Consider the following 24,156-nt stretch of genomic DNA (forward strand, 5'->3'; position numbering starts at 1 on the left):
GCCACTGTGCTGTCGTTCCTTCAACAACCCTCGATTCCACCGTTGCCCCAGGGCACGCGACTTGAGACATCGACCCCTCCAACGTCTGAACAGCTCAACACCCTGCTGATGTCCTGTGGGGAATCAACCCACCCGGAAGAACGCTGGGAGCTCGCGCTTCAGCGCAGTCTGTGGCAAATCAGCATCCTGGATGAGTCGAATGGGGAACTGATTGGATTTGTGCGGGCCACCAGTGATCTAGCCCTCAACGCCAATCTTTGGAATTTGGCAGCGAAACCGGGGCCAAACCAAGCGATCCTCTTCGCTGTTCTGGTGCATCGTGCCCTGCAAATCCTGCGTCGGGATCTACCAGGCTGCAGCCTTTCGATCTCAGCACCAGCAGATGCCCTGCAAGCTCTCAAAGAGCAAGGTTTTCTGATTGATCCCAATGGCATCCGAGCCATGGGACTCAGCCTGAGCTGAGACATTGAGGTCAAACACGAGCATGGAGGGACTCGAACCCCCGACCCTCAGAACCGGAATCTGATGCTCTATCCAACTGAGCTACATGCCCACTGATAGGCGGTAAGCCTCAGTGATATCGAGCGGCAACCGACCCGATACAGGTACCTTACTCACTGTTCGCCCCTGCACCCATCCGGCTACACAGGCTCCAGCTGCAGGGCTTCCGGAACCACACCGTTCTGCAGCTTGAACTGACGCAGCCGCGCTTGCTGGTGATCGGACCCAACGGAATTGGCAAGTCCAACCTGCTCGAGGCGGTTGAGTTACTGGGCAGCCTGCGCTCCCATCGCTGCAGCAATGATCGGGACCTCATCCAGTGGGACAGACCCCAGGCCCTGATCCGTGCCGACGTGGGGGATGGTGATCGTCTGGAACTGGAACTTCGTCGCCAGGGAGGGCGTCAGGCCAAGCGGAACGGAAAGTTGCTGGATCGGCAGCTGGACCTGATTGGTCCGCTGCGCTGCATCGGCTTCAGCGCCCTCGATCTTGATTTGGTGCGAGGCGAACCCGGTCTGCGCCGGCAGTGGCTTGACCGCGTCGTGCTGCAGCTCGAACCGGTCTATGCCGATCTGATGGCACGGCTCAACCGGTTGTTGCGACAGCGCAGCCAGCTTTGGCGCCAGAGACAGACCCCCAGCGCCGAACGCCATGCGCTGCTCGACGCTTTTGACGTCCAGATGGCGCTGGTCAGCACCAGAATTCACCGGCGGCGTCAACGGGCCCTGCAACGGCTGGAACCAATTGCCCAGCGCTGGCAGGCCCACCTCAGCGGTGGGACAGAAGCTCTGGAATTGCAATACAAACCAGGCAGCCGACTCGACGGAGAAGACGCCGAAGAACCATGGCGACTCGCCATTGAAGAGCAACTGCGCGAGCAGCGGGAAGACGAAGAACGCCTCGGCAACTGCCGCGTGGGGCCACACCGGGATGAAATCGCCCTGCTCCTAGGCGGCAGCCCAGCACGACGGTTTGGATCCGCTGGACAGCAGCGGTCGCTGGTGCTGGGGCTGAAGCTGGCTGAACTGGAGTTGGTGACCCAGTTGTGCGGAGAGCCACCGCTGCTGCTTCTCGATGATGTGCTCGCCGAACTGGATCCAACCCGACAGCAACTTTTGCTCGAAGCCGTGGGCGAATCGCATCAATGCCTGGTGAGCGCCACCCACCTCGAAGGCTTTGGCGGCGGCTGGCAGCAGCAGGCCCAAATTCTCGGAGCAAGAGACCTGAGACCAGACCTGGACATCAGATAGTCTGGCGGCCTTGTTTTTCTCTCATCGCCTGATGGAGCAGACCCTCTCTGAACTGCATCCCAACCCGGGATGGGGTGCAACTGAGATTCATGCCACCGACATGGTCGGTAAACACTGCATTCTCGAGCTCTACGACTGCGATCCAAACCGGCTCGACGACGAAGCCTTTATCCGCACAACGATCACCTCAGCAGCCAAAGGCGCTGGTGCAACGCTGCTGAACCTGATCACCCATCAATTCCAGCCCCAGGGGGTCACGGGTCTGGCCCTGCTGGCGGAATCCCACATATCCATCCACACCTGGCCGGAATCCGGCTACGCAGCCGTTGATGTGTTCACCTGTGGTGACCACACCATGCCGGAGCAGGCCTGCGCGATTCTCTGCACGGAGCTTCAAGCGAAACGGCATGCGCTGACAAGCTTTCTGCGCGAAACGCCTGCAGCTATTGCCACTGGGGTGAGAGAACCCGTGGAGACACCGACCCAGCTCCCCAGCTGAACAGACCGGCAAGCGTTCAGCGGCGATTCAACTTGCCGCTGACGAGACCTTCGAGATCCAGGTTGACGGAGGTGAACCCAAGGGAGCGAAAGGTTTCGACCAGAGGTTCACTCTCCGCGAGCGCAAACACAGCGCGAATCTGTTCACTGGGCACCTCAATGCGCGCAGCGAGACCATGGGATCGCACACGGACTGTGCTGAAGCCCCTGGCGATCAACCAGGCTTCCGCCTGGCCAACCTGCTTCAGCCGTTCAGCACTGATGCTTTCGCCGTAGGGGAAGCGAGACGCCAAGCAAGGCTGCGCTGGTTTGTCCCACCAGGGGAAACCGAGGGCCCGCGACAGCAGACGGATCGCTGCTTTGTCGATCGACAATTCAGCCAGGGGGGAGCGAACCCCAGCCTGTTGGGCGGCCTCGATACCCGGGCGATGATCACCCAGGTCATCGAGATTGACGCCATCAATCACCAACGCATCGCCCGCCTCCGCGGCAATGGGCTGGAGATGGTGATGCAATTCGCGCTTGCAGGCAAAGCATCGATCGACGGGGTTACTGCTGTAGTCGGGGTCGCTCAACTCGGCCGTAGGACACTCCCGATGCTGAATGCCGATCCAGGCAGCCTGGTCACGCGCCTCCCGCAACAGATGAGGAGCCAATGCCGGAGATACGCCCGTTACCGCCAAGGCTGAACTGCCCTTGGCTTCATAGGCGATTGCCGCCACCAGGGTGCTATCGACCCCACCGGAATAGGCCACACACAGTGCGGACTGCGCATCCATCCATTGCCGCAATTCAGCCAGCTGCTGCTGCTCACGATCCGCCAAAGGCTCCTGCAACCGAAACATCAGCGGGGAAAATCGTTTGATCTCTGTAGGCTCCAACGGTAAGAGCCGCCCCCATGCCTCAAAGCATCGGCATCGTCACCGCAGCGGACAGTCGCGAGCGCAGCCATGGACAGCTGCACATTTATGACGGCGAGGGCAAGGGCAAAAGCCAAGCCGCCCTTGGGGTTGTGCTGCGCACCATCGGACTCGGCATCTGCGAGCAGCGGCAGACCCGTGTGCTGCTGCTGCGCTTCCTCAAGGGTCCCGGCCGTGCCTACGACGAGGATGCGGCCATTGAGGCCTTGCAGCAGGGCTTCCCACACCTGATCGACCACCTACGCACCGGAAGGGCCGACCACTTCACGGCGGAGGAAGCCACCCGCTTCGACCGAGAGGAAGCGCAGCGGGGGTGGGTGATCGCCAAAGGCGCGATCGCTAGTGCCCTCTACTCGGTGGTGGTGCTTGACGAACTCAATCCTGTGCTGGACCTCGGTCTGCTGGATCTTGAGGATGTGGTCCGCACCCTCAGCAACCGGCCGGAGGGGATGGAAATCATCGTCACCGGTCGGGCCGCACCTGCCCCATTGGTGCGTGAAGCCGACCTCCACTCCGAGATGCGGGCCCATCGCCGTCCGGGCATGAACGACAACCGGGTCGTGCCTCTCAATGTGAGCAGCGGCATCGAGATCTACACCGGGGAAGGCAAAGGCAAATCGACCAGTGCGCTCGGGAAGGGCCTGCAGGCCATCGGTCGGGGCATCAGCCAAGACAAGAGCCATCGGGTCTTGATCCTGCAGTGGCTGAAAGGCGGCAGCGGCTACACCGAAGACGCGGCGATCGCTGCCCTTCGCGAGAGTTATCCCCATCTGGTGGACCACCTCCGCTCCGGCCGTGATGCGATCGTCTGGCGGGGGCAGCAGGAACCGATTGACTACGTGGAAGCCGAGCGGGCCTGGGAGATCGCAAGGGCAGCTATCTCAAGTGGCCTCTACAAGACCGTGATCCTCGATGAGTTAAACCCCACGGTGGACTTAGAGCTGCTGCCGGTCGAACCGATCCTGCAGACACTGCTCCGCAAACCGGCGGAAACCGAAGTGATCATCACGGGGCGCTGCAAAAACCCTCCCGCCTATTTCGATCTAGCGAGCATCCATTCGGAGATGGTGTGCCACAAGCACTACGCCGAACAGGGTGTCGATCTCAAGAGAGGGGTGGATTACTAACCCTGGGGTTCAGTAGCGGGGAACCGCAGGATCCACCTGCTGCGACCAGGCATCAATTCCACCGGTCACATTCGTGGCCGCAATGCCCTGCTGCCCCAGCAGATCAACAGCACGTGCAGAGCGCCCCCCCAGCTTGCAGTGCACCAAAAGGCGCCGTCCCTCCGCCAAGGAACGCACGAGATCGATCGCCTCTCCACTCTCCAGGGAGGCCAAAGGAACCAAGTGGCTTCCTTCAATCGAAGCCACCTCTGCCTCAGCAGGATTGCGCACATCGACAAGCACAATCTCGCCTGGGGCGGAGTCGAGCAAGGCCTTCAGCTCCGTGACATTGATGGATTCCATCTCCGATGACGCCGGACGGCAGAACTCGCGATAGTCAATCAGGCTTTCAATCTTCGGGCGATCGGGATCAACGCGGAGGGTGAGTTCCCGAAAGCGCATCGCCAGGGCATCCACCACCAGCAGCCGACCATCCAGGCATTCACCGATCTCGGTGATCAGCTTGATCGCTTCCGTGGCCTGAAGCAGACCGATCAGCCCCGGCATCACGCCCATCACCCCAGCCTCTGAACAAGACGGAACAGACTCAGGCGGGGGAGGTTCTGGGAGCAAATCGCGGTAGTTAGGGCTCATCGGCGTGCGGTTGAACACGCTGACCTGGCCGTCAAAGCGCTGCACGGATCCATAAACAAGTGGCTTGCCAAGCAACACGCAGGCGTCGTTGATCAAATAGCGACTGGGGAAGTTATCCGTGCCGTCACACACCAGGTCATAGGCACCGATGAGATCCAAGGCGTTGTCCACATCAAGCATGTGTTCGTGCACATCGACCTGGCAGTGGGGGTTGAGCTCATGGATTCGAGCTGCTGCCGACCGAGCCTTGGAACGACCAACCCCACTTGAGCTGTGGATCACCTGTCGCTGGAGGTTCGAGAGCTCCACCACATCACCATCCACGATTCCGATGCGGCCGACGCCTGCCGCAGCCAGATACAGCAGCAGAGGAGATCCGAGCCCACCGCTGCCAACACACAACACAGATGCAGATTTCAGCCGGAGCTGGCCTGCCGGGCCAACCTCGGGAAGGATCAGATGGCGGGCATAGCGACCCCGCTCATCAGCACTCAGCATCGATCGGTCCTGCATGGTTGTGAGTGTCCCAAAGCTGGATGGGAATTTCATCCACGGTGCGGTCGCCATGCAGCCACCAGGCACGCAACCCAACCGAAGCCGAAAGAATCAGCATCACACCTTCAGTCTCTCCCCAAAGCCGATCGTGATGCGATGGCACTGCGGGGGAAGCCGGATGGGAGTGGGCCACGCCAAGACAACGTTGATGGCGTGCACGAGCCCAACGCTGCGCTGCAAGCTGTTCTCTGGGGTCCACCAGAAATCTGCGGCGGCGGCCGATGACGGGCTGCTGATCTGATCCTCCTCGCCCCCAGACATTGCAACAGGGCCAGGCCGTTTGAACTCTCAAGAGCCCTGGCGAGACCCGTTCGCCAAGCAGCAATGCACAACCCTCCTCGGGGTGAGGTGCCAGGAGAGTGGAGCACAGATCCGTGTGGCATCGGTAATCAATTTGCAGCACGGATGGCGTATATCGCGTCTCACCGATACCCTCAGCTGAAATAGCGAATGACATGGTCGTTTCCATGAGTGACGCCCCCACTGAAGTCAAGGATGCCGACACAACTGTGACGACACCCATCGACGCTCCTGCTCAGGAAGACACCACCTCCTTTGCTGAGCGCTACAGCGACGTTCTGGGCAAGGTGAACGACACCCTTGACCAGGTCGACTGGAGTCAGATGGGACGCATCGGCAAGATCGTTGGCATCTTTGCCGCCGTCATCATTGCCCAGATTCTGATCAAGGGCATCCTGGACACGATCAATCTCCTACCGATCGTTCCGGGGCTACTTGAACTGCTCGGCGTGGTTGTGGTCGGCCAATGGAGCTGGCAGAACCTGACCACCAGCGACAAGCGCAACGCCCTCGTGCAGCGTGTTCAAACACTCCGACAGGAGTACCTGGGCTGATCCTCAAAGCCGTCGAGCCAGATCTCTAAGACTGGCTCGACATTGGTTGATGTAACCGCCCCCAAACAAATTGGCGTGGTTGAGCAGGTGGTACAGGTTGTAGATCTCCACCCGACCGTCAGCGCCTGGAACCTCAGGAAGCACTTTCCGATAGGCAGATCGGAACTCTTCCCCGAAGCCGCCGAACAGTTGGGTCATGGCCAGATCGACTTCCCGATCAGCCCACCAACTGGCGGGATCAAAAATGCTTCCCCGTCCATCCGCGAGGCTGGCGGCATTCCCACCCCATAGATCGCCATGCACCAACGCAGGACGCGGTTGATGCTCATTCAGGTGCTCTGCAAGGCGATACAACAACGGGTCCAAGTCGATTGAAGCTTGATTCAACCAATCAAGGGCCTCGAGTTGGGGGCGCAGCCTCAACTCCACAAATGCAGATCCCCAATCACCCCGCCAACCACCTGGCTGGGGACCAGCACCGATGAAGCCATCACGGTGCCAGCCGAAACGTGCTGGGCTGGATGCCATGGACGACTGGTGCAGCAGTGCCAAACCCCGGCCGAGGGCTGCTTGGTCGCTGCCACGACAATCCAACCAAGGCAACAGCAGCACCGCACCATGGGGCAGTGCTGCCAGAGCCAAGGGCTGCGGGACAACCAAAAACGTGTTGTCTGCATGGGCACGCAAGGCCTCAAGGGCCTCCACCTCCACCTCAAACAGGGGCAGCGCGCTTAAGCCGCCGCTTTTGGCAAACAACACCTGGCCATTACTGAGACGCAGTTTCCAGGCCTGATGAATGCAACCGCCACCCACGGGCGAGACATCAGCGATGTCAGCCCCCGCCAACGGACCACCCTCCGCTGTGAGTTCGAGGCGCAGTTCGCTGTTCATCCTCATCAGGCCCCCTCTCTTGCCAGCATGGCTCGATTCTTCAGAGCGTCGTGAGCGATTCCAGCGTGATCGTGGTGGGCGGTGGCATCGCAGGCTTAACCGCAGCGGCACTGCTGGCCCGCGATGGCGTCAAGGTCTCCCTGTTGGAAGCGCACCACCAAACAGGGGGATGTGCCGGAACATTCCGTCGCCGTGAATGGGTGTTCGATGTTGGGGCGACCCAGGTCGCCGGTCTGGAGCCGGGGGGCAGTCATGCACGACTGCTGAAGCATCTGAACGTGCCTCTTCCCGCAGCGGAGATTTTGAACCCCGGGTGTGTGGTGGACCTGGGCGATGGCTCACCTCCCATTCCCCTTTGGCATGACCCGGAAGCGTGGGCCGCTGAACGGGAGCATCAGTTTCCTGGCAGCAAACCTTTCTGGAGCCTTTGCCATCAGTTGCATTCGAGCAACTGGCAGTTCGCCAACAAGGATCCCGTGGTGACACCGCGTTCCCTCTGGGATCTCGGCACCATGCTGCGGGCCCTGCGTCCCGCGACGCTGGCATCGGGACTGTTCACCGGACTCACCATCGCCGATCTGTTGCAGCTTTGTGGGTGCGGTCAAGATCAACGACTCCGGCGCTTTCTCGACCTCCAGCTGAAGCTGTACTCCCAGGAGCCGGCCAATCGCACCGCCGCTCTCTACGGCGCCACAGTCCTACAGATGGCTCAAGCGCCACTGGGTCTCTGGCATCTGGAGGGATCGATGCAGGTGCTGAGCGACCAGCTGGTGGCCGCCATTAAGCGCGACGGCGGGAACGTGCTTCTGAAGCATCGGGTCACCAAACTGCAGCCCTGCTCATCCGGTTGGCAAGTGCATGTCACCACGGCCGGAGACGAGCACAAACAACTCAACAGTCGCGATGTGGTCTGCAGCCTTCCCCCCCAGTGCCTGCTGAAACTGATCGATCTGAATCAGCTGCCCAAGGGATATCGAAGGCGTCTAGAAAACCTGCATGAACCGAGTGGTGCGCTGGTTCTCTACGGAGCGGTATCTCGTGATGCCCTGCCCGATCCCTGCCCAGGCCATCTCCAGCGCGGCTGCGCATCCCCGGGATCCCTATTTGTCTCTGTCAGCCGCGACGGCGACGGGCGCGCGCCCCGGGGACAGGCCACCTTGATCGCCAGCGTGTTCACCCCAACGGGTGACTGGTGCCGCTTGCCGGAGCCGGACTATCAGCAGCGAAAGCAAGAAATGATGACCCTGATCCAAGCAGAACTGAACAGCTGGCTCAACCTTCGGGAGGATGCCTGGTTGCACGCTGAGCTGGCAACGCCACGGGGCTTCGCCGGCTGGACGGGTCGTCCCAATGGAATGGTGGGGGGACTCGGGCAGCATCCCAGCCGGTTTGGCCCCTTTGGCCTGGCAGGACGAACGCCAATGCCAGGTTTTTGGCTCTGCGGCGACAGCCTTCACCCAGGCGAGGGCACAGCAGGGGTCAGCCTGTCTGCCCTCAATGCCTGCCGTCAGCTCATGGCGGAACGGGGACAGCCCCTCAGCTTTCGGAGCTGACCTCACCAGGTGCCCTCAAAAAATCTGGGCGCAGGGTTTGCGTTCGGAGCAATTCCAACTCCAATTGAGACCAGTTTTGCTGGAGAACGGCATCTTCAAGCTGCTCGAGGCTCCAGCGGTACGCCGCCAATCCGCGCAACACCGCATCTCGATTGGTGGAGGCCATCGCGACCCCCAACTGCGGATTCCCTCCACCCACGCGACTGGTATCGGCAAAGCCGCTGGAGGCCAGCACCATCGCCAGCTGCCGGATTTCCGGATCCCGCTCATCGCCCACCGCACGCAGCAGTGCGGCACTGACCAGCACCGGCATGTGCGAAATCAAAGCTACGGCCTGGTCGTGTTGAGAGGCGGTGGACGTCAGCCAATGTCCACCCACGCTGAGGGCAAGATCACGAACCTGGTCCAGGGCGATGGGATCCGTTTGAGCATCCGGAGTTGCGATCCAGGGGCGGCCTCGGAACAGATTCAGCACACCGGCATCGACCCCCGCCTGGGCCGTACCCGCCATGGGGTGACTCGCCACAAAGCGGGGATGCCGTTGGCGCCAAGCCTCCAAAACGGGCTGTTTAACCGAACCGACATCGGTCACCACCGCTGATTCAGGCAGGGCGGCCACCAACTCATCAGGTGGGTTCAGCAATAAGGGAATCGGCAAGGCCAGGATCACCACATCGCAATCCGCGAGGCAGCGCGGATCCGTCGACACCGTTCCCACCAGCCTTCGGGCCATGGCACGATCCGCCGTGATCTGACGATGCACGAGACCCTGCACCGTCCAACCTTGCGCCTGGAGATCGAGACCGAGGGATCCCCCAATCAATCCAAGGCCAACGATCCCCACCCTTCCCGGTTGCACCGCCATCACTCCTGCAGGGTCGTAAAGCCATGTTGATGGATGGATTGCCATGAACCAATCACAGGGGGAGCCCTGCTTAGGGTTTGACGATGTTGGAAGCCCAGGCCCACCATCAGATCAAAACCCTGCTCCGCCAGGAGGAATCGGATTGGCCCCACCACCTGACCCTGAGCCGGTTGGTGGCCAGAAGCCTGAGGCGCCGCGATACAACGCTCGTCCAACTCCCCCCCAGCAGCAGCGAACGTTGGTGGCTCGGTCTTCTTGTACCGCTTTGTCTGGCTCCCGAAGCTGGGGCTCTTGTGTTGACGGCCCCCCAGCGTCGGCGCCTGCTCCAATTGGAATTGCCCCGTTTACGGAACCAGGGCCTACGCCTTCCCTGTTGGCAAGGGACAACCCCACCTGAGGGGCCACAGCTCTGGTTGATGGATGTTGCAGAGCTGATTCAGGCCCATCGGGACGGGCACTTGGGCACGCGACAACTGCTGATCCCGGAGATGGATCAGTTGAGCCGTCGAATGCGCAACGCCCTCACGTTTGAGATCACTCCCCATCACTGGGACGAGCTTCGCCAAGCCTGCCCACAGGCTGAAGCCGGGTTGATGGAGCTGCATGACCGGATGAGCCGACAGCTGTTCGCTGGAGCCACGCGACCAGGGGGCGCGGTGCGACTCGAGGGATCAGCAGGGCAAGCGCTGCGTGACCTCCTCCAGCTGATGCCATCGAGCCCTGAGCCCTGGGACAAGCTCCGAAAGATCAACCCGGCGGACTGGACGGAGTGGGCTGAACTCGATCACCGGTTGCTCCAATGGCGCTGGCAGCTGGCCCCCTTGGAACCCCTTCAACTTCTGCGGGGGGTTCTGCATGATCACCCCTGCCTGATGTTTAGCAGCAATGGAGATAACGCAAGGCTGGATCTGGAGTTTGAGCAGGCGGGGGTGGTCCCCGACGTCCGCGCAACACTGCGCGAACGGGAGCTCAATGAACCCCTCCCTCTCTATGCCCCCCGCCGCCAGCCGCTGCCGAACACACGGATCTATTCCCAACATCTCCTTGAGGAGAGCAGACGGCTCATCCTTGGTCAGGCGGGAATGACCATCCTGCTGATCAATGACGACCAACTACGGCGACAGCTCACCAGCTCCCTGGCTGCCGAATTCGGACGCCGTGTGGACCATGAATCGACTGCACCCGAAAGCAATGGTGTGGTGACCTGCAGCTGGGACTGGTGGCTTGAGCATCAGGAGCATCTCCCATCTCCAGCGCAGCTGATTATCGGCATGCTTCCCCTCTCCAGCCTGGACAATCCACTCACCTCAGCAAGGGTGGAACGCATGAAACAACAGGGCGAAGACTGGTTCCGCACCCTGCTTTTGCCGGAAGCATTGAGCTTGATTCCAGCAGCCATTGCACCACTGCGACGCAGCGGTGGACGCCTAGCCATCCTTGATGGTCGTCTCCGAGGGCGCAGTTGGGGTGATCAGGTGCTGCATCGGCTTGAGCCTTGGATTCCACTGCAGCGACTGCTGCCGGACTGAACAACACCTAACCTCCGTTCAACGCGCAGAAGTGCATGGGAGAAGCACGCCGCCGAGCTGCACAGGGCATGCCCCCTCGTCAGCCCAAGGCCAACACAAAAGCACCGGATACATCGCCGCGAGTGGTGTCCTGGCTTCCTCTGACGCGCAATCAGACACAGCAGTTCATGGCGGTGACCACACGCGGCGCCTGGATCGGCATCGGAGCCATGGTGGTCCTATGGATCACGGTGCGATTCATCGGACCCGCCGCAGGCTGGTGGACGCTCTCGGATACCCCCTGATCGGCCAGCCGGACCAAACACGCGAAAACGAAAGAAAACTTTTAGGATTGGTCTCACTGGAGACTCAATCATGTTTCCGCGTTTAGCCGAGCACTACAGGTCTGTCGTCGAAGACTTGGTGATGAGCCTGCAGGCCCTCGCCGGCAGCCTCGAAACTGCCGGCGTCACAGCCACCTGTTACTCCTGCGGCGACGGTCGCGATGGCCATGGCGCGTCTTTTGTGGCTGACATCGGCGATGGTCACATCGTGCGCTTTCTTGTCTCCGATTTCGGCATCAGCTGGGTGGAATCCCGCAATGGCCGAGAACTCGTGAAATTGGAGGGAGCTGAAGCCATCCAGGAACTACACCGAATGGCTGAACTGGCTCAGCAGGGCCAGGTCTGCGGCAAGCAGTCACTGACCCAAGCCGGCTGAGATCAAGCAGCTGCTTCCGGAGCCTTACCCGGAGTCGACTTATCGACAGTCGCCTTCGCAGCAGCCGCCAGGGGCCGCATGGAATTCGACTTCACTTCCGAACCTTCCGTCAGCTTTTGACGCACGAGCGTCTCAATCGTGGCCGTCGATTCCGGGTTCTCCTCCATCCAGGTGATGGTGTTGTCGCGACCCTGCCCGATGTTGTCTCCCTCGTAGCTGTACCAAGCGCCCTTGCGCACAACCACACCTGTCTCTTCGGCGAGATCGAGCAGACAGCCCAGGGTGCTGATGCCGCGGCCAAAAAGAATGTCGAATTCAGCAATGCGGAAGGGTGGCGCCACCTTGTTTTTCGCCACTTTCACTTTGGCCCTGATCCCGAATTCCTCCGTCCCCTTCTTGAGCGTCTGAATCCGACGGATGTCGAGGCGAACCGAGGCATAGAACTTGAGAGCATTGCCTCCAGTGGTCGTCTCTGGATTGCCGTAGGTCACACCAATCTTGAGACGCAGCTGGTTGAGGAAGATGACGGTGCAACCCGACTTGCCGATGTTGCCGGTGATCTTGCGCATGGCCTGACTCATCAGACGCGCCTGACTGCCAACCGCCAGGTCTCCCATTTCTCCCTCGATCTCGGCGCGGGGCGTGAGAGCGGCCACCGAGTCGATCACGACAAGATCAACCGCCGCCGATCGCACCAGTTGATCGACGATCTCCAGAGCCATCTCACCGGTATCGGGCTGAGAGACCAGAAGGTTCTCAACATCCACACCCAACGAAGCGGCATAAACGGGGTCCAGAGCATGCTCCGCATCCACGAAGGCCGCCACACCACCACGCTTCTGCACTTCAGCAATCGCATGCAGGGTGAGAGTGGTTTTACCGGAACTTTCTGGGCCATAAATCTCCACCACCCGGCCCTTCGGGTAACCACCACCCAGGGCAAGATCAAGGGTCAGAGCACCGGTGGAGATCGTCTCCACCCTCATGCGGGAGGCATCGCCGAGCCGCATGATCGACCCTTTACCGAAGTTGCGCTCGATCTGACCAAGGACCAGATTTAGCGCCTTGTCTTTCTCGCCGGAGGAGCGGGGGTCGGAAGCACTGGATTTCATATCTGCAGGCATGGAAGAGACCTGAAACTAAGGAACGAGAGATCCAATGCCACAGAAGCGCCGAATCGTCTCAGGTAGTACAAGCGTACCGTAGCGAATCAGGGCCATTGCGCCAGGGGGGCCCGGAAACGATCCGGATGGAGCAACGCAATCCCGGGAGGAAGATTGCTCTGATCCTGGGGGCGAAGATAGCCCCAACTCACCAGGAAGCAGGGCAGTCGTTCCAATCCTGGCGTGGACCGCACAGCCTCCAGCGTCGCCCGACGGTCTTCAACGAAGCCACACAACGTTCGCTGCTGCTGAAGCCGAAGCAAAACCTGGGGCTTCGCTCCAGCTTCGCGACCGTCCAAACGCCAGGGATGCAGGCCAAGACTGTTCAGCAGCTCAGCGGTAAAGGCCTGGGTCTTGGTGGTCAGGACAGCCCAGTCCACGCCCTCAGCCTCAAGCTGGCGGAGCCTTGCCACCAACCCTGGGAAGGGCCGATGCAACGCCAACCAAGCGGAGCGGTTCTGCCGAACAGATTCATCACGGGACGCATCCAGGGCGGCTTGCAGCTGCTCCGGCTCCCATCCGTGACGCTGTAAAGCGAGCGCCTGGGCTTCGGCGTAGGACTGCATCCAAACCTGGGGATCCAGAACAGGCAGCTCAGCAGCCAGCAACACCATCTCCCAACCGTGATGCACCCATGGGCGCAGCCGACGGAACGCATCAGGCACCCGGTCGGGAGTCAATCCTGTCGGAGAGGCATCAAGGCGAAGACACGCATGCCAAGCACTCCACCAGTACTCGGCCATGCCATCGACGATGACCCCGTCGAAATCGAACACCAGCAAGGGTCGATGGTTCATGAACAAAAACTGGGCCGCTAGGATTCGAACCTAGGAATGGCGAGACCAAAACCCGCTGCCTTACCGCTTGGCGACGGCCCACTGAACCGGAAAAGACCACAACCTGCGGCTCACCGGAGCACTAATAGTTACTCATAGCAGCCAACCCTTCGTCAATCCACCGGGCGAATCAAGCGAAGGGCGATCAGGGAGGGAAGACCCGCAAACGCGACTGTTCGGCTTGACCGAAAACATCACTACGCAGTTGGTAACGACTGACAAGATCCGCCTGCATGCGAAGCACGCGTTCCGTTCGCGGCAACAACTCCACGGGCCTGCCTTGCGGCATCACCACTTGTTCCACTGCAAGCCGGCATTCCTCAAGAGCAGCCAATTCATCGTCCTTTGACGCCCGATCGGGAGCGATGGCATCCGCAGCCGTTTCACTTGCCCGACGACTCAAGAGGCGAGCCATAGCACGGGTCACCTGGGGCAGGGTGTCGGACTTGATCACCAGGATTGGAATCCCAAGATCCCTAGCCTGACGCCTCAGAGACGGTTGGCGGCTGAGTCCCAGCCGAATGCTCAACACAACATCCGCCTCACTTAAATCGTCCACCACCCGCGCAGTCCAGCCGTGAGAACGAATGGTTTCGTCCACAAGCCGGGGGGTGATCCCACAACAGAGAACCTGCAAAACGTTGGTGTTCTCAGGAGGGGCAGGAGGAGATGCTTCTGCTGCACTGGTCTGAGGCACAGACACAGGAACAGAGACAGGCCGTCCAGCTGCCGGTCGAGGAGAAGGAGGGCTTAGCAAACCCGACGACTGCGGGGGATCGACAAGCTGAACACCACCCTCAGCAGTCAGCTCGCGCTCCTGAACTCTGGGCTGCAGGCCCCTGAGCAACTGGTCCACCGTGGCAGCAACGTCGGTATGCACGGCCCAGCGGTGTCGACTGTGCATTTCAACCGCAACCGGAAAAGTTGGGTCAGCCGCGCGCTCGAGCACCGTCTTCTGACTGCGCCGCCGCCGGGCCTCCTCATCCCCAAGGGTGACCGCCTGAATTCCACCCACCAGATCACTAAGGGTGGGGTTCTTGATCAGGTTCGCCAGGGCATTGCCATGAGCGGTGGCGACCAGCACCACGCCACGCTCAGCAATGGTGCGCGCCGCCTGCGCCTCCAGCTCGGTGCCGATCTCATCGATCACGATGACTTCAGGCATGTGGTTTTCCACCGCCTCGATCATGGTTTGGTGCTGCAGTTCAGGCCTGGCCACCTGCATGCGGCGGGCCCTGCCAATCGCGGGATGCGGGATGTCGCCATCACCCGCGATCTCATTGCTCGTGTCAATCACCACAACGCGCCGCTCCAACTCATCAGCGAGCACCCGGGCGATCTCCCGCAATGCCGTTGTCTTGCCGACACCCGGGCGCCCCATCAACAGCAGGGACTGCCCTCCATCCAAAAGATCCCGCACCATGGCAACGGTGCCGAACACGGCACGCCCCACCCTGCAGGTCAGACCAACCACCTCACCCTGGCGGTTGCGGATCGCGCTGATCCGGTGAAGGGTCCTTTCAATCCCTGCTCGGTTATCGCCTCCGAACTGACCAATCCTGGCCACCACCGCCGCAAGGTCCTCCCGAGACAAGGGCGTGGAGCCCAGTGCCAAGGCACGACCTGGATAACGCGCTTCCGGGAGTCGACCGAGATCGAGCACCACCTCAAGCAACTGCTGTCGAGCCTCCTCCTCCCGCAACTGCTCCTGCACGGCATCCGGCAGAAGTTCGAGAAGGCGATCCAGATCGTCGGTGACCCGTTGCGTGCCCATGGGATCTGCGCGTTTCAGCCTTCTAGCAAGAGCGGCGCAGCCATGGAGTAACCAATGGACGCGCAAGGGAGAGGGCACGCTCCCAACCCTCGGGCCATTGCCACAGGGCAGATCCACGGGTTTGCGCCTCATTGAGCACGGGCATCAGCAAGCGACGCGCCACACCACCAAAGGCAATGCCAGCCGGCCGTTCCGTCGAATGCAAGAGATCCACCGTTGCGGCATTGGTTCCACCGGCAAGCTGCAGCGGACCAGGTGGTGCCAGAAGACGCATGGCACGCCAGAGCTGAACCGCAGCCCGCGCTGTTCCAGCCCCCACATCACCACTCATCGGCCGCCCATCCAATTGCCAGAGGGGCCTGTAACCGGCTTGCCGCAAACAGGAATGGCGATGCCACAGCAACCGAGCCAACTGATCAGCATTCACGCCATGACCCTCCAACCCGCAGCTCACGGCCAAGCGCTGCAAGGGAACGTTGTGGTGCTGAAGGCTTTGGATCAGCATCGTGGAGCCCTCCTCATGCCCAGACCCCGTGTGAATCTCCACCGCATCGGGCTGAATGGATTTCAGCAGCGTGATCACCTGCTCTGGAGCCAGTCGATGGTCGCGTTCCTCGATTAGCCCATGGGGGCAGGCCGGCAAGCAGCGACCACAGCCATAGCAACGCTGCTGGTCGATCCCAGAACCGGGCGGAATTGCTGCAGCGGGGCAAATCCTTTCGCAAGGACGCGGACAGTCCGCGGGACAGCGGTCGGCGTCGAACCAAGCCTTGCGGAAGTGAGCATCCATGCCATCGCTGAGGCTGACCATGAGCCAGGGACGATGGCCCGTGTGGGCTTCAGCCCAGTCGAGGCCACGACGGGCTGCAAGCGCGACCGCTGGATCGGCAGCCACATCAATGCAATGAACACCGACAGCCGCAAAAACAGCGGTCAGATCGGCAATGGCAGGCAAATCCTGATTGCTGGCCCCACAGATGAGCTTGACCCAGCGGCCCTGATCGAGGGCTTCCTCAGGTGTCAGGCGTTCAAATGTGTGGTCATCGGTTCCCACTTCAGGCTTCGGGCACCACCCATCTCCACGATGATGCGTAATCGGGGTTCGCGCTTGCAGAGGTCGCAAAGCGAGAGAAGTTCCGAACGCGACAGCACCTGACCCTCAAGAAGCCAGAGAGCCACAGGGGCATCACCCTCAAACAGGTCTCCGAGCTGGGGAGCCACCTCCTGCACTTCTCCCACAGCAGCACCACGACCCACGCTTTGATGACCGAGATGGGGAGGACGGATGCCGTGCTTCTGGGTGAGGAACACCTCCGGATCACCGAGTCCCCGGGCTGATGTCATGCGGGTGCGGTATCCAGCGCCTCGCAAACGACGCAGCAAGCGCGTTTCTGCACCACCCTCGAGCGGGGCCTGAACAGCCAGACAGCCATTGGCTTCGAGATCGCGGCGAAATGCCTGACCGGTGAGAAGCAGAGGCATGGCATCTACAGGGATTGGAGTGATTCTGGCAGCAGGCAGAGGGATCAGGGGAGCTGCAAGGGCGGTGGTGTAGGTTCATTGTTTGTTCTGTGTTTCTGTGCCCGTCCGCTAGCCGGGCCTCCAGTCGACAGAACAGATTCGACGATTGCGTCGGATCTCTAGGCCAGTACGGGAGCTTTCTTCGGAAATCCCCGTCGGGAAACTGCAACAGCACACCGTGCAGATGCAAGTCCCAGCCTCGCTGCATCGTTCGCTAGCCCATTCGAATCCACTCCCTCGGGAGTTCAGCTTCGAACCACGTCTGCGTCCAATCGATCAGCACCTGACCCCATGCGGATCTCCGCCTGGTGGTTGTCCACGCTGGCGCTTCCTCCCCACCCATGTCCATCGGCATTCTCGGGAAGAAGCTGGGTATGTCCCAGTTCTTCGACGAGCAGGGCAGAGCTGTTCCGGTCACCTTGATCGAAGCCGGCCCCTGCCGCATCACCCAACTCAAAAACAACGACACTGACGGTTATTCCGCAGTGCAGATCGGCTTTGGCGAATCCCGCGAAAAGCTGATCAACAAACCCGCCCAGGGTCACCTGACCAAATCCGGTGAGGGTCTTCTTCGTCATCTGCGCGAATACCGCATCGACAGCGTTGAAGGGCTCGAACTCGGTGGATCCATCACCGTCGGCGATTTCGAAGCCGGTCAGAAGGTGGACGTCAGCGGTGACACCGTGGGCCGAGGCTTCGCTGGCTACCAAAAGCGCCACGGTTTCAGCCGGGGTCCGATGACCCACGGCTCCAAGAACCACCGCGAACCGGGTTCAACCGGTGCCGGTACAACCCCGGGCCGCATCTACCCCGGCAAGCGGATGGCCGGTCGCTACGGCGGCAAGAAGATCACCACCCGCGGTCTGACCATCCTCAAGGTGGACAGCGAGCACAATTTGCTGGTGGTGAAGGGATCCGTGCCCGGCAAACCCGGTGCGCTGCTCAACATCCGCCCGGCCGTGCGCGTGGGCGCCAAGCCCGCCAAAGGAGGTAAGTGATGGCCAGTTGTGTCGTTCGTGATTGGCAGGGCAAGGAAGCCGGCAAGGCAACCCTGGACCTGAAGGTGGCCAAGGAGACCACCGCGGTTGATCTCATGCACCGGGCTGTTCTGCGTCAGCAGGCCCATGCACGCCAAGGAACCGCCAGCACCCTCACCCGTTCAGAAGTACGTGGTGGCGGTCGCAAGCCTTACAAGCAGAAAGGAACTGGACGGGCCCGCCAGGGATCCATCCGGACTCCCCTGAAACCGGGCGGCGGCATCATCTTCGGACCCAAGCCCCGCACGTACAACCTTGCGATGAACCGCAAGGAGCGTCGTCTGGCCCTGCGCACAGCGCTGATGGCCCGCATTGACGATGTGACTGTCGTGAAGGACTTCGCTGCTTCGCTGGAAGCCCCCAAAACCCGTGAGATCACGGATGCTTTGGGACGCCTCGGTGTCGCTGCCGGTTCCAAGGTGCTCATCGTTCTGACGAACCCCTCCGATGTTGTTCGCCGCTCCGTGCGCAACCTGGAGAAAGTCAAGTTGATCTCCGCGGATCAGCTGAACGTCTTCGACCTGCTCCATGCCAATGCTTTGGTGCTGGGCGAGGAAGCTCTCGCAACCATCCAGGAGGTCTACGGCGATGACTGAACGTTTCCAAGCCCGCCTGGCGGATGTGATCCGCCGTCCCTTGATTACCGAGAAGGCCACACGAGCCCTCGAAATCAACCAGTACACCTTCGAGGTGGACCACCGCGCCGCAAAACCCGACATCAAGGCCGCCGTTGAGCAGCTCTTCGATGTGAAGGTCACCGGCATCAGCACCATGAATCCCCCTCGACGCTCGCGTCGGATGGGGCGCTTCGCTGGCAAACGTGCCCAAGTGAAGAAAGCCGTGGTGCGCCTTGCGGAGGGCAACTCGATCCAACTCTTCCCTGAGTCCTGAGGGGTCTGAATCGTCATGGCAATCCGTAATTTCCGCCCCTACACCCCCGGTACCCGCACCCGGGTGGTCACTGATTTCAGTGAGATCACCAGCCGCAAACCTGAGCGGACCCTGGTGGTGGCTAAACACCGCCGCAAGGGCCGCAACAACCGCGGTGTGATCACCTGCCGCCACCGCGGTGGCGGTCACAAACGCCTCTACCGCGTGGTGGATTTCCGTCGCAACAAGCACGGTGTCTCCGCCAAGGTTGCGGCAATCCACTACGACCCGCACCGCAACGCACGCCTGGCACTGCTCTTCTATGCCGATGGCGAGAAGCGCTACATCCTGGCTCCCGCAGGAGTGCAGGTCGGCCAGACCGTGGTCTCCGGACCTGATGTCCCGATTGAGAACGGCAACGCCATGCCGCTTTCAGCCGTGCCTCTTGGTTCCAGCGTCCACTGCGTCGAGCTCTACGCCGGCCGCGGCGGCCAGATGGTCCGTACTGCTGGTGCCAGCGCCCAGGTGATGGCGAAGGAAGGCGACTACGTCGCTCTCAAACTGCCCTCCACCGAAGTTCGGCTGGTGCGCCGCGAGTGCTACGCCACCCTCGGCGAGGTCGGCAACTCCGAGATGCGCAACACCAGCCTGGGCAAGGCTGGACGTCGCCGCTGGTTGGGTCGTCGTCCTCAGGTTCGAGGCAGTGTGATGAACCCCTGCGATCACCCCCACGGTGGTGGTGAGGGTCGTGCACCAATCGGCCGTTCCGGTCCGGTGACTCCCTGGGGCAAACCCGCCCTCGGTCTCAAGACCCGCAAGCGGAACAAGCCCAGCAACCAATACGTGCTCCGGAAGCGTCGCAAGACCTCCAAGCGGAGCCGTGGCGGACGCGATTCCTGATGCAAACCATCACTTTGCCGCTTGCTTAAACCGTTATGGGACGTTCACTCAAAAAAGGTCCGTTTATTGCCGACAGCCTGCTTCGCAAGGTTGAAAAGCAGAACGACAACGACGACAAGTCCGTGATCAAGACCTGGTCACGGGCCTCCACGATCCTGCCGATGATGATTGGCCACACGATCGCGGTACACAACGGCCGCACCCACGTGCCGGTGTTCATCACCGAGCAAATGGTCGGTCACAAGCTGGGGGAGTTTGCTCCCACCCGCACCTTCAAGGGCCACATCAGAGACAAGAAAGGAGGCCGCTAATCCATGACATCGTCTACCCCAACGGCACCCATTGCCCAAGCTCACGGACGCTTCATCCGAGGCTCCGTTTCGAAGGTGCGCCGTGTGCTTGACCAGATCCGTGGCCGCACTTACCGCGACGCACTGATCATGCTCGAGTTCATGCCTTACCGCTCCACCGGACCCATCACCAAGGTGCTCCGGTCTGCAGTGGCCAACGCTGAGCACAATCTCGGTCTCGATCCCTCATCTCTGGTGATCGCGAGCGCGAGCGCTGACATGGGCCCCTCCATGAAGCGCTATCGCCCCCGCGCCCAGGGCCGGGCCTTCCAGATCAAGAAACAGACCTGCCACATCAGCATTGCTGTGGCGGCTCAGACCGATTCCTGACCCCCGAGGACTCTGACCCAATGGGACACAAAATCCACCCAACCGGTCTGCGCCTGGGGATCACCCAGGAACACCGGTCACGCTGGTACGCCTCCAGCAAGAGTTATCCGGCCCTCCTTCAAGAGGACGATCGGATTCGCAAGTTCATCCATAAGAAGTACGGCTCGGCAGGCATCAGCGATGTGCTGATCGCCCGCAAGGCCGATCAATTGGAAGTTGAACTCAAGACCGCACGCCCCGGTGTGCTGGTCGGCCGTCAAGGCAGCGGTATCGAAGAACTTCGCTCCGGCATTCAGAAGACCGTCGGCGACTCCAGTCGTCAGGTGCGGATCAATGTTGTCGAGGTCGAACGCGTCGACGGTGATGCCTTCCTCCTGGCCGAGTACATCGCCCAGCAGCTGGAAAAGCGTGTGGCCTTCCGCCGCACCATCCGCATGGCTGTGCAGCGCGCCCAGCGTGCCGGTGTACTGGGTCTCAAAATCCAGGTTTCCGGTCGCCTGAACGGTGCTGAGATTGCTCGGACGGAGTGGACCCGTGAGGGTCGAGTTCCCCTGCACACCCTGCGTGCTGACATCGACTACGCCACCAAAGTGGCTAGTACGACCTACGGCGTGCTTGGCATCAAGGTGTGGGTGTTCAAGGGCGAGGTGCTGAGCGAACAGGCTCAGCCCATGCCGGTGGGTGCCGCCCCCCGGCGCCGGGCCAGCCGTCGGCCCCAACAGTTCGAAGACCGCTCCAACGAGGGTTGAACAGGAGGCCTGAACCATGCTGAGTCCAAAACGCGTCAAATTCCGTAAGCAGCAGCGAGGCCGCATGCGCGGCGTCGCCACCCGGGGCAACACCATTGCCTTCGGACAGTTCGCGCTGCAGGCACAGGAATGTGGCTGGATCACCTCGCGCCAGATCGAGGCCAGCCGTCGTGCCATGACCCGCTACGTCAAGCGTGGCGGAAAAATCTGGATCCGGATCTTCCCCGACAAGCCAGTCACCATGCGCGCTGCCGAAACCCGGATGGGTTCCGGTAAGGGCAACCCAGAATTCTGGGTGGCGGTGATCAAGCCCGGCCGGATCTTGTTCGAGATGGGCGGTGATGAAATCACCCCCGAAATCGCCAAGGAAGCCATGCGCCTCGCGCAATACAAGCTTCCCGTGAAGACCAAGTTCATCCAGCTGGATGAGCAGGAGAAGCCAGCTGGTGCCAAGGCCCCGGCAGCTTCTGAAGCCGTCACCGTGGAGTCCTGACCATGGCCCGTCCCAACGCCGCAGATGTGCGCAGCCTCTCCGATTCGGACATCACCGAACAGATCGACGGCCTCCGCCGCGAACTGTTCCAACTCCGTTTCCAGCAGGCCACGCGCCAGCTCGCCAACACGCACCGTTTCAAAGAGGTCCGCATCAAGCTGGCCCAGCTGCTGACGGTGCAGTCGGAGCGCCAGCGCTCCACCGCCTCCTGATCCCCCCTCCGTAACCATGGCAGTCAAGGAAAGGGTCGGCACCGTCGTCAGCGACAAGATGGAGAAAACGGTGGTGGTCGCGGTGGAAAGCCGCTTCCCTCACCCCATCTATCAAAAGACGGTCAGCCGTACCACCCGCTACAAGGCTCACGACGAAGACAACACCTGTCGCGTCGGAGACCGCGTTCGTATCACTGAAACCCGTCCCATGAGCCGCCAAAAGCGGTGGGCCATTGCCGAGGTTCTCAGCCACAGCCCCAAGGCTGCAGCTGAGGAAGCCAGCAAGGCTGAAGCTCAGGAGGTGAAGCAGTGATCCAGCAGGAGTCCTATCTCACCGTTGCCGACAACAGTGGCGCCAAGCGCATCCAGTGCATTCGCGTCCTCGGCACCAACCGTCGCTATGCCCACGTGGGCGACGTGATCGTTGCCGCTGTAAAGGATGCCGCCCCCAACATGGGCGTCAAGAAATCCGACGTCGTCAAGGCTGTCGTGGTGCGCACCAAAGCCACCATGCGCCGTGAAACCGGCAACTCAATCCGGTTTGACGACAACGCCGCCGTGCTCATCAACGACGACAAGAACCCAAAAGGCACCCGCGTCTTCGGACCGGTGGCCCGTGAGCTGCGCGAGCGCAGCTTCACCAAAATCGTGTCCCTCGCTCCGGAGGTGATCTGACCATGGCGACTGCAACCACCAAGGCCAAGGCCACCGAGCGCATCAAAATGCGCATCCGCAAGGGCGACACCGTCCAGGTGATCGCCGGCAAGGACAAGGGCAAGACCGGTGCCGTTCTGCGCACCCTGCCCAACGAGAACCGTGTCGTCGTGGAAGGGGTGAACATGCGCACCCGCCACGAAAAGCCCACCCAGGAGGGCGAGACAGGCCGCATCGTGACCGAGGAAGCATCACTGCATGCCTCCAACGTGATGCTTTATTCCACCGCCAAAAAGGTGGCAAGCCGCGTTGAAATCGTCGTCGAGAAGGACGGCACCAAAAAGCGCCGGCTGAAGAAAACCGGTGAAGTCCTCGACTGATCCCGACTTCTGACCACGTCCAGAAGCACCCCAACCCGTTATGTCACTCAAGAAGCGCTACAGGGAGACCATTCAGCCCAAGCTGAAGAAGGATCTCTCCCTCAACAACATCCATGAAGTCCCCAAGGTGGTGAAAGTCACCGTGAACCGGGGTCTCGGCGAAGCCGCCGCCAACGCCAAGTCCCTCGAGGCCTCGGTTAATGAGCTGGCGCAGATCACCGGCCAGAAGGTCCTGGTGACCCGTGCAAAGAAGGCCATCGCCGGCTTCAAGATTCGGCAGGGCATGCCGATCGGCTGTGCCGTCACCCTCCGTGGTGATCGGATGTACGCCTTCCTCGAGCGCCTGATCAACCTGGCGCTGCCTCGCATCCGCGACTTCCGCGGGGTCAGCCCCAAGAGTTTCGATGGGCGCGGCAACTACACCCTTGGGGTGCGCGAACAGATCATTTTCCCTGAGATCTCCTTCGACAAGATCGATGCAATCCGGGGCATGGACATCACCATCGTGACCACCGCCCGTTCGGACGAAGAGGGCCGGGCCCTCCTCCGCGAGATGGGAATGCCGTTCCAGAGCAACTGAGCCCTCCCCGTCGACACCTATGGCCAACCACGACCCCATTTCCGACATGCTCACCCGCATTCGCAATGCGAGTGAGAAACGTCACGAAACCACCAAGATCCCCGCTTCGCGGATGACTCGCAGCATCGCCAAGGTGCTGCAGCAGGAGGGCTTCATCTCCGAAATCAGCGAGCAGGGTGAAGGCGTTCGCACCGAACTGGTGCTCGCCCTCAAGTACAGCGGCAAGCACAGGCTGCCCACCATCCGCTCGATGCAGCGGGTCAGCAAGCCCGGTCTCCGCATCTACAAAAACACTCGCGGCCTGCCCAAAGTCCTCGGAGGACTGGGCGTGGCGATCATCTCCACCTCCAAGGGTGTGATGAGCGACCGCGACGCCCGCCGTGAGGGCGTCGGTGGCGAAGTGCTCTGTTACGTCTACTGATCCGGAGCTGA

At 61.2% G+C, this 24,156-nt stretch carries 33 protein-coding genes and 2 tRNA genes; 23 read left to right on the forward strand and 12 right to left on the reverse strand.

Going from position 1 to position 24,156, the window contains the following annotated elements:
- Positions 1-6: 6 nt before the first annotated feature.
- Positions 7-462, forward strand: coding sequence for an N-acetyltransferase (locus FZZ92_RS10510; RefSeq protein ID WP_115022843.1), 456 nt, complete (start codon positions 7-9; stop codon positions 460-462).
- A gap of 17 nt (positions 463-479) precedes the next feature.
- Here FZZ92_RS10510 and FZZ92_RS10515 read toward each other — a convergent pair.
- Positions 480-553: transfer RNA gene (locus FZZ92_RS10515), tRNA-Arg, on the reverse strand.
- Between the two features lie 103 nt (positions 554-656).
- Between FZZ92_RS10515 and recF the strand changes: the two genes are divergently transcribed.
- Together recF and speD are read left to right on the forward strand one after the other, a co-directional pair.
- Positions 657-1,751 (forward strand): DNA replication/repair protein RecF, encoded by a 1,095-nt coding sequence (gene recF / locus FZZ92_RS10520; protein ID WP_244279297.1) that lies wholly within the window; start codon positions 657-659, stop codon positions 1,749-1,751.
- 31 nt (positions 1,752-1,782) lie between these two features.
- Complete coding sequence (speD, locus tag FZZ92_RS10525; protein ID WP_226398197.1) at positions 1,783-2,250, forward strand: adenosylmethionine decarboxylase; 468 nt, start codon at positions 1,783-1,785, stop codon at positions 2,248-2,250.
- Positions 2,251-2,266: 16 nt separating this feature from the next.
- On the opposite strand, the gene larE is transcribed toward speD, so the two are convergent.
- On the reverse strand, positions 2,267-3,094 hold the full coding sequence (gene larE / locus FZZ92_RS10530) for an ATP-dependent sacrificial sulfur transferase LarE (protein ID WP_226398196.1): 828 nt from the start codon (positions 3,092-3,094) through the stop codon (positions 2,267-2,269).
- A gap of 53 nt (positions 3,095-3,147) precedes the next feature.
- On the opposite strand from larE, the gene FZZ92_RS10535 reads away from it, so the two are divergent.
- Positions 3,148-4,296: a cob(I)yrinic acid a,c-diamide adenosyltransferase gene (locus FZZ92_RS10535; RefSeq protein ID WP_115022838.1), complete on the forward strand. Its 1,149-nt coding sequence runs from the start codon at positions 3,148-3,150 to the stop codon at positions 4,294-4,296.
- A gap of 9 nt (positions 4,297-4,305) precedes the next feature.
- Here FZZ92_RS10535 and moeB read toward each other — a convergent pair whose 3' ends face one another.
- Entirely contained in the window at positions 4,306-5,442 is a 1,137-nt protein-coding gene (moeB, locus tag FZZ92_RS10540; RefSeq protein ID WP_226423192.1) for a molybdopterin-synthase adenylyltransferase MoeB, read from the reverse strand.
- Complete coding sequence (locus tag FZZ92_RS10545; RefSeq protein WP_226398194.1) at positions 5,414-5,941, reverse strand: M67 family metallopeptidase; 528 nt, start codon at positions 5,939-5,941, stop codon at positions 5,414-5,416. Before FZZ92_RS10545 ends, moeB begins: the two co-directional genes overlap by 29 nt.
- Positions 5,942-5,951: 10 nt before the next feature.
- On the opposite strand from FZZ92_RS10545, the gene FZZ92_RS10550 reads away from it, so the two are divergent.
- Positions 5,952-6,338: a CAAD domain-containing protein gene (locus FZZ92_RS10550; protein ID WP_186571359.1), complete on the forward strand. Its 387-nt coding sequence runs from the start codon at positions 5,952-5,954 to the stop codon at positions 6,336-6,338.
- Between the two features lie 3 nt (positions 6,339-6,341).
- On the opposite strand, the gene FZZ92_RS10555 is transcribed toward FZZ92_RS10550, so the two are convergent.
- A complete protein-coding gene (locus FZZ92_RS10555) occupies positions 6,342-7,229 on the reverse strand; it encodes a fructosamine kinase family protein (RefSeq protein WP_226423193.1) in 888 nt (295 codons plus the stop codon).
- Positions 7,230-7,279: 50 nt separating this feature from the next.
- Between FZZ92_RS10555 and crtD the strand changes: the two genes are divergently transcribed.
- On the forward strand, positions 7,280-8,782 hold the full coding sequence (gene crtD / locus FZZ92_RS10560; RefSeq protein ID WP_226423194.1) for a C-3',4' desaturase CrtD: 1,503 nt from the start codon (positions 7,280-7,282) through the stop codon (positions 8,780-8,782).
- Here crtD and FZZ92_RS10565 read toward each other — a convergent pair.
- Positions 8,766-9,647: a prephenate/arogenate dehydrogenase gene (locus tag FZZ92_RS10565; RefSeq protein WP_226398252.1), complete on the reverse strand. Its 882-nt coding sequence runs from the start codon at positions 9,645-9,647 to the stop codon at positions 8,766-8,768. The two genes, crtD and FZZ92_RS10565, sit on opposite strands and share 17 nt — an antisense overlap.
- An 83-nt stretch (positions 9,648-9,730) precedes the next feature.
- Between FZZ92_RS10565 and FZZ92_RS10570 the strand changes: the two genes are divergently transcribed.
- The 3 genes from FZZ92_RS10570 (at position 9,731) to FZZ92_RS10580 (ending at position 11,875) form a co-directional block, all read left to right on the forward strand.
- Positions 9,731-11,176, forward strand: a complete 1,446-nt coding sequence (locus tag FZZ92_RS10570) for a helicase (RefSeq protein ID WP_226423195.1) — start codon at positions 9,731-9,733, stop codon at positions 11,174-11,176.
- Between the two features lie 35 nt (positions 11,177-11,211).
- A complete protein-coding gene (locus FZZ92_RS10575; RefSeq protein WP_115022824.1) occupies positions 11,212-11,460 on the forward strand; it encodes a DUF2839 domain-containing protein in 249 nt (82 codons plus the stop codon).
- A 70-nt stretch (positions 11,461-11,530) separates the two neighbouring features.
- Positions 11,531-11,875 (forward strand): DUF1815 family protein, encoded by a 345-nt coding sequence (locus tag FZZ92_RS10580; protein ID WP_226398191.1) that lies wholly within the window; start codon positions 11,531-11,533, stop codon positions 11,873-11,875.
- A 2-nt stretch (positions 11,876-11,877) separates the two neighbouring features.
- Here FZZ92_RS10580 and recA read toward each other — a convergent pair whose 3' ends face one another.
- From recA to FZZ92_RS10610, 6 genes are all read right to left on the reverse strand, one after another.
- Positions 11,878-12,999 (reverse strand): recombinase RecA, encoded by a 1,122-nt coding sequence (recA, locus tag FZZ92_RS10585; RefSeq protein ID WP_115022820.1) that lies wholly within the window; start codon positions 12,997-12,999, stop codon positions 11,878-11,880.
- An 86-nt stretch (positions 13,000-13,085) separates the two neighbouring features.
- Positions 13,086-13,835: an HAD family hydrolase gene (locus FZZ92_RS10590; protein WP_115022818.1), complete on the reverse strand. Its 750-nt coding sequence runs from the start codon at positions 13,833-13,835 to the stop codon at positions 13,086-13,088.
- 9 nt (positions 13,836-13,844) lie between these two features.
- Positions 13,845-13,916: transfer RNA gene (locus FZZ92_RS10595), tRNA-Gln, on the reverse strand.
- 103 nt (positions 13,917-14,019) lie between these two features.
- The gene (locus tag FZZ92_RS10600) at positions 14,020-15,648 is read right to left on the reverse strand and encodes an AAA family ATPase (RefSeq protein ID WP_226423196.1); all 1,629 of its coding nucleotides are present in this window, start codon (positions 15,646-15,648) and stop codon (positions 14,020-14,022) included.
- A gap of 22 nt (positions 15,649-15,670) precedes the next feature.
- Complete coding sequence (locus FZZ92_RS10605; RefSeq protein WP_226398188.1) at positions 15,671-16,702, reverse strand: LdpA C-terminal domain-containing domain; 1,032 nt, start codon at positions 16,700-16,702, stop codon at positions 15,671-15,673.
- Positions 16,669-17,130 carry an NAD(P)H-quinone oxidoreductase subunit N gene (locus FZZ92_RS10610; protein WP_115022813.1) on the reverse strand — a complete coding sequence of 154 codons (462 nt, stop codon included), beginning with the start codon at positions 17,128-17,130 and terminating at the stop codon, positions 16,669-16,671. The genes FZZ92_RS10605 and FZZ92_RS10610 overlap by 34 nt, the downstream gene beginning before the upstream one ends.
- 380 nt (positions 17,131-17,510) lie before the next feature.
- Between FZZ92_RS10610 and rplC the strand changes: the two genes are divergently transcribed.
- Genes rplC through rpsH form a run of 14 tightly spaced genes read left to right on the forward strand, consistent with a single transcriptional unit; the run spans position 17,511 to position 24,145 of the window.
- Positions 17,511-18,167 (forward strand): 50S ribosomal protein L3, encoded by a 657-nt coding sequence (rplC, locus tag FZZ92_RS10615; RefSeq protein WP_115022811.1) that lies wholly within the window; start codon positions 17,511-17,513, stop codon positions 18,165-18,167.
- Positions 18,167-18,802: a 50S ribosomal protein L4 gene (rplD, locus tag FZZ92_RS10620; RefSeq protein WP_115022810.1), complete on the forward strand. Its 636-nt coding sequence runs from the start codon at positions 18,167-18,169 to the stop codon at positions 18,800-18,802. The genes rplC and rplD overlap by 1 nt, the downstream gene beginning before the upstream one ends.
- The gene (locus tag FZZ92_RS10625) at positions 18,795-19,097 is read left to right on the forward strand and encodes a 50S ribosomal protein L23 (protein WP_226398187.1); all 303 of its coding nucleotides are present in this window, start codon (positions 18,795-18,797) and stop codon (positions 19,095-19,097) included. The genes rplD and FZZ92_RS10625 overlap by 8 nt, the downstream gene beginning before the upstream one ends.
- Positions 19,098-19,112: 15 nt before the next feature.
- Entirely contained in the window at positions 19,113-19,976 is an 864-nt protein-coding gene (gene rplB, locus FZZ92_RS10630; RefSeq protein ID WP_115022806.1) for a 50S ribosomal protein L2, read from the forward strand.
- 35 nt (positions 19,977-20,011) lie between these two features.
- Complete coding sequence (rpsS, locus tag FZZ92_RS10635) at positions 20,012-20,287, forward strand: 30S ribosomal protein S19 (protein WP_006849645.1); 276 nt, start codon at positions 20,012-20,014, stop codon at positions 20,285-20,287.
- A 3-nt stretch (positions 20,288-20,290) separates the two neighbouring features.
- Complete coding sequence (gene rplV / locus FZZ92_RS10640; RefSeq protein WP_115022804.1) at positions 20,291-20,656, forward strand: 50S ribosomal protein L22; 366 nt, start codon at positions 20,291-20,293, stop codon at positions 20,654-20,656.
- A 20-nt stretch (positions 20,657-20,676) separates the two neighbouring features.
- On the forward strand, positions 20,677-21,405 hold the full coding sequence (gene rpsC / locus FZZ92_RS10645; protein ID WP_115022801.1) for a 30S ribosomal protein S3: 729 nt from the start codon (positions 20,677-20,679) through the stop codon (positions 21,403-21,405).
- Between the two features lie 16 nt (positions 21,406-21,421).
- Positions 21,422-21,898, forward strand: coding sequence for a 50S ribosomal protein L16 (gene rplP, locus FZZ92_RS10650; RefSeq protein ID WP_115022799.1), 477 nt, complete (start codon positions 21,422-21,424; stop codon positions 21,896-21,898).
- Between the two features lie 2 nt (positions 21,899-21,900).
- Positions 21,901-22,110, forward strand: a complete 210-nt coding sequence (gene rpmC, locus FZZ92_RS10655; RefSeq protein ID WP_038551201.1) for a 50S ribosomal protein L29 — start codon at positions 21,901-21,903, stop codon at positions 22,108-22,110.
- A 16-nt stretch (positions 22,111-22,126) separates the two neighbouring features.
- Positions 22,127-22,423 carry a 30S ribosomal protein S17 gene (gene rpsQ / locus FZZ92_RS10660; protein ID WP_115022797.1) on the forward strand — a complete coding sequence of 99 codons (297 nt, stop codon included), beginning with the start codon at positions 22,127-22,129 and terminating at the stop codon, positions 22,421-22,423.
- Positions 22,420-22,785 (forward strand): 50S ribosomal protein L14, encoded by a 366-nt coding sequence (rplN, locus tag FZZ92_RS10665; RefSeq protein WP_115022795.1) that lies wholly within the window; start codon positions 22,420-22,422, stop codon positions 22,783-22,785. The genes rpsQ and rplN overlap by 4 nt, the downstream gene beginning before the upstream one ends.
- A 2-nt stretch (positions 22,786-22,787) precedes the next feature.
- Entirely contained in the window at positions 22,788-23,144 is a 357-nt protein-coding gene (gene rplX, locus FZZ92_RS10670; protein WP_115022793.1) for a 50S ribosomal protein L24, read from the forward strand.
- Between the two features lie 40 nt (positions 23,145-23,184).
- The gene (rplE, locus tag FZZ92_RS10675) at positions 23,185-23,724 is read left to right on the forward strand and encodes a 50S ribosomal protein L5 (protein ID WP_115022791.1); all 540 of its coding nucleotides are present in this window, start codon (positions 23,185-23,187) and stop codon (positions 23,722-23,724) included.
- Between the two features lie 19 nt (positions 23,725-23,743).
- Complete coding sequence (gene rpsH, locus FZZ92_RS10680; RefSeq protein WP_006850769.1) at positions 23,744-24,145, forward strand: 30S ribosomal protein S8; 402 nt, start codon at positions 23,744-23,746, stop codon at positions 24,143-24,145.
- Positions 24,146-24,156: the final 11 nt, after the last annotated feature.

The organism is Synechococcus sp. MU1611, assembly GCF_020514255.1.
Classification (GTDB): domain Bacteria; phylum Cyanobacteriota; class Cyanobacteriia; order PCC-6307; family Cyanobiaceae; genus Parasynechococcus.

Coding starts and splice junctions, on each gene's coding strand:
- speD (WP_226398197.1), top strand. CDS start 1,783: ATGGAGCAGACCCTCTCTGAACTGCATCCCAACCCGGGATGGGGTGCA.
- larE (WP_226398196.1), bottom strand. CDS start 3,094: ATGTTTCGGTTGCAGGAGCCTTTGGCGGATCGTGAGCAGCAGCAGCTG.
- FZZ92_RS10535 (WP_115022838.1), top strand. CDS start 3,148: ATGCCTCAAAGCATCGGCATCGTCACCGCAGCGGACAGTCGCGAGCGC.
- moeB (WP_226423192.1), bottom strand. CDS start 5,442: ATGCAGGACCGATCGATGCTGAGTGCTGATGAGCGGGGTCGCTATGCC.
- FZZ92_RS10545 (WP_226398194.1), bottom strand. CDS start 5,941: ATGTCATTCGCTATTTCAGCTGAGGGTATCGGTGAGACGCGATATACG.
- FZZ92_RS10550 (WP_186571359.1), top strand. CDS start 5,952: ATGAGTGACGCCCCCACTGAAGTCAAGGATGCCGACACAACTGTGACG.
- FZZ92_RS10555 (WP_226423193.1), bottom strand. CDS start 7,229: ATGAACAGCGAACTGCGCCTCGAACTCACAGCGGAGGGTGGTCCGTTG.
- FZZ92_RS10565 (WP_226398252.1), bottom strand. CDS start 9,647: ATGGCGGTGCAACCGGGAAGGGTGGGGATCGTTGGCCTTGGATTGATT.
- FZZ92_RS10570 (WP_226423195.1), top strand. CDS start 9,731: ATGTTGGAAGCCCAGGCCCACCATCAGATCAAAACCCTGCTCCGCCAG.
- FZZ92_RS10575 (WP_115022824.1), top strand. CDS start 11,212: ATGGGAGAAGCACGCCGCCGAGCTGCACAGGGCATGCCCCCTCGTCAG.
- FZZ92_RS10580 (WP_226398191.1), top strand. CDS start 11,531: ATGTTTCCGCGTTTAGCCGAGCACTACAGGTCTGTCGTCGAAGACTTG.
- recA (WP_115022820.1), bottom strand. CDS start 12,999: ATGCCTGCAGATATGAAATCCAGTGCTTCCGACCCCCGCTCCTCCGGC.
- FZZ92_RS10590 (WP_115022818.1), bottom strand. CDS start 13,835: ATGAACCATCGACCCTTGCTGGTGTTCGATTTCGACGGGGTCATCGTC.
- FZZ92_RS10600 (WP_226423196.1), bottom strand. CDS start 15,648: ATGGGCACGCAACGGGTCACCGACGATCTGGATCGCCTTCTCGAACTT.
- FZZ92_RS10610 (WP_115022813.1), bottom strand. CDS start 17,130: ATGCCTCTGCTTCTCACCGGTCAGGCATTTCGCCGCGATCTCGAAGCC.
- rplC (WP_115022811.1), top strand. CDS start 17,511: ATGTCCATCGGCATTCTCGGGAAGAAGCTGGGTATGTCCCAGTTCTTC.
- rplD (WP_115022810.1), top strand. CDS start 18,167: ATGGCCAGTTGTGTCGTTCGTGATTGGCAGGGCAAGGAAGCCGGCAAG.
- FZZ92_RS10625 (WP_226398187.1), top strand. CDS start 18,795: ATGACTGAACGTTTCCAAGCCCGCCTGGCGGATGTGATCCGCCGTCCC.
- rplB (WP_115022806.1), top strand. CDS start 19,113: ATGGCAATCCGTAATTTCCGCCCCTACACCCCCGGTACCCGCACCCGG.
- rpsS (WP_006849645.1), top strand. CDS start 20,012: ATGGGACGTTCACTCAAAAAAGGTCCGTTTATTGCCGACAGCCTGCTT.
- rplV (WP_115022804.1), top strand. CDS start 20,291: ATGACATCGTCTACCCCAACGGCACCCATTGCCCAAGCTCACGGACGC.
- rpsC (WP_115022801.1), top strand. CDS start 20,677: ATGGGACACAAAATCCACCCAACCGGTCTGCGCCTGGGGATCACCCAG.
- rplP (WP_115022799.1), top strand. CDS start 21,422: ATGCTGAGTCCAAAACGCGTCAAATTCCGTAAGCAGCAGCGAGGCCGC.
- rpmC (WP_038551201.1), top strand. CDS start 21,901: ATGGCCCGTCCCAACGCCGCAGATGTGCGCAGCCTCTCCGATTCGGAC.
- rpsQ (WP_115022797.1), top strand. CDS start 22,127: ATGGCAGTCAAGGAAAGGGTCGGCACCGTCGTCAGCGACAAGATGGAG.
- rplX (WP_115022793.1), top strand. CDS start 22,788: ATGGCGACTGCAACCACCAAGGCCAAGGCCACCGAGCGCATCAAAATG.
- rplE (WP_115022791.1), top strand. CDS start 23,185: ATGTCACTCAAGAAGCGCTACAGGGAGACCATTCAGCCCAAGCTGAAG.
- rpsH (WP_006850769.1), top strand. CDS start 23,744: ATGGCCAACCACGACCCCATTTCCGACATGCTCACCCGCATTCGCAAT.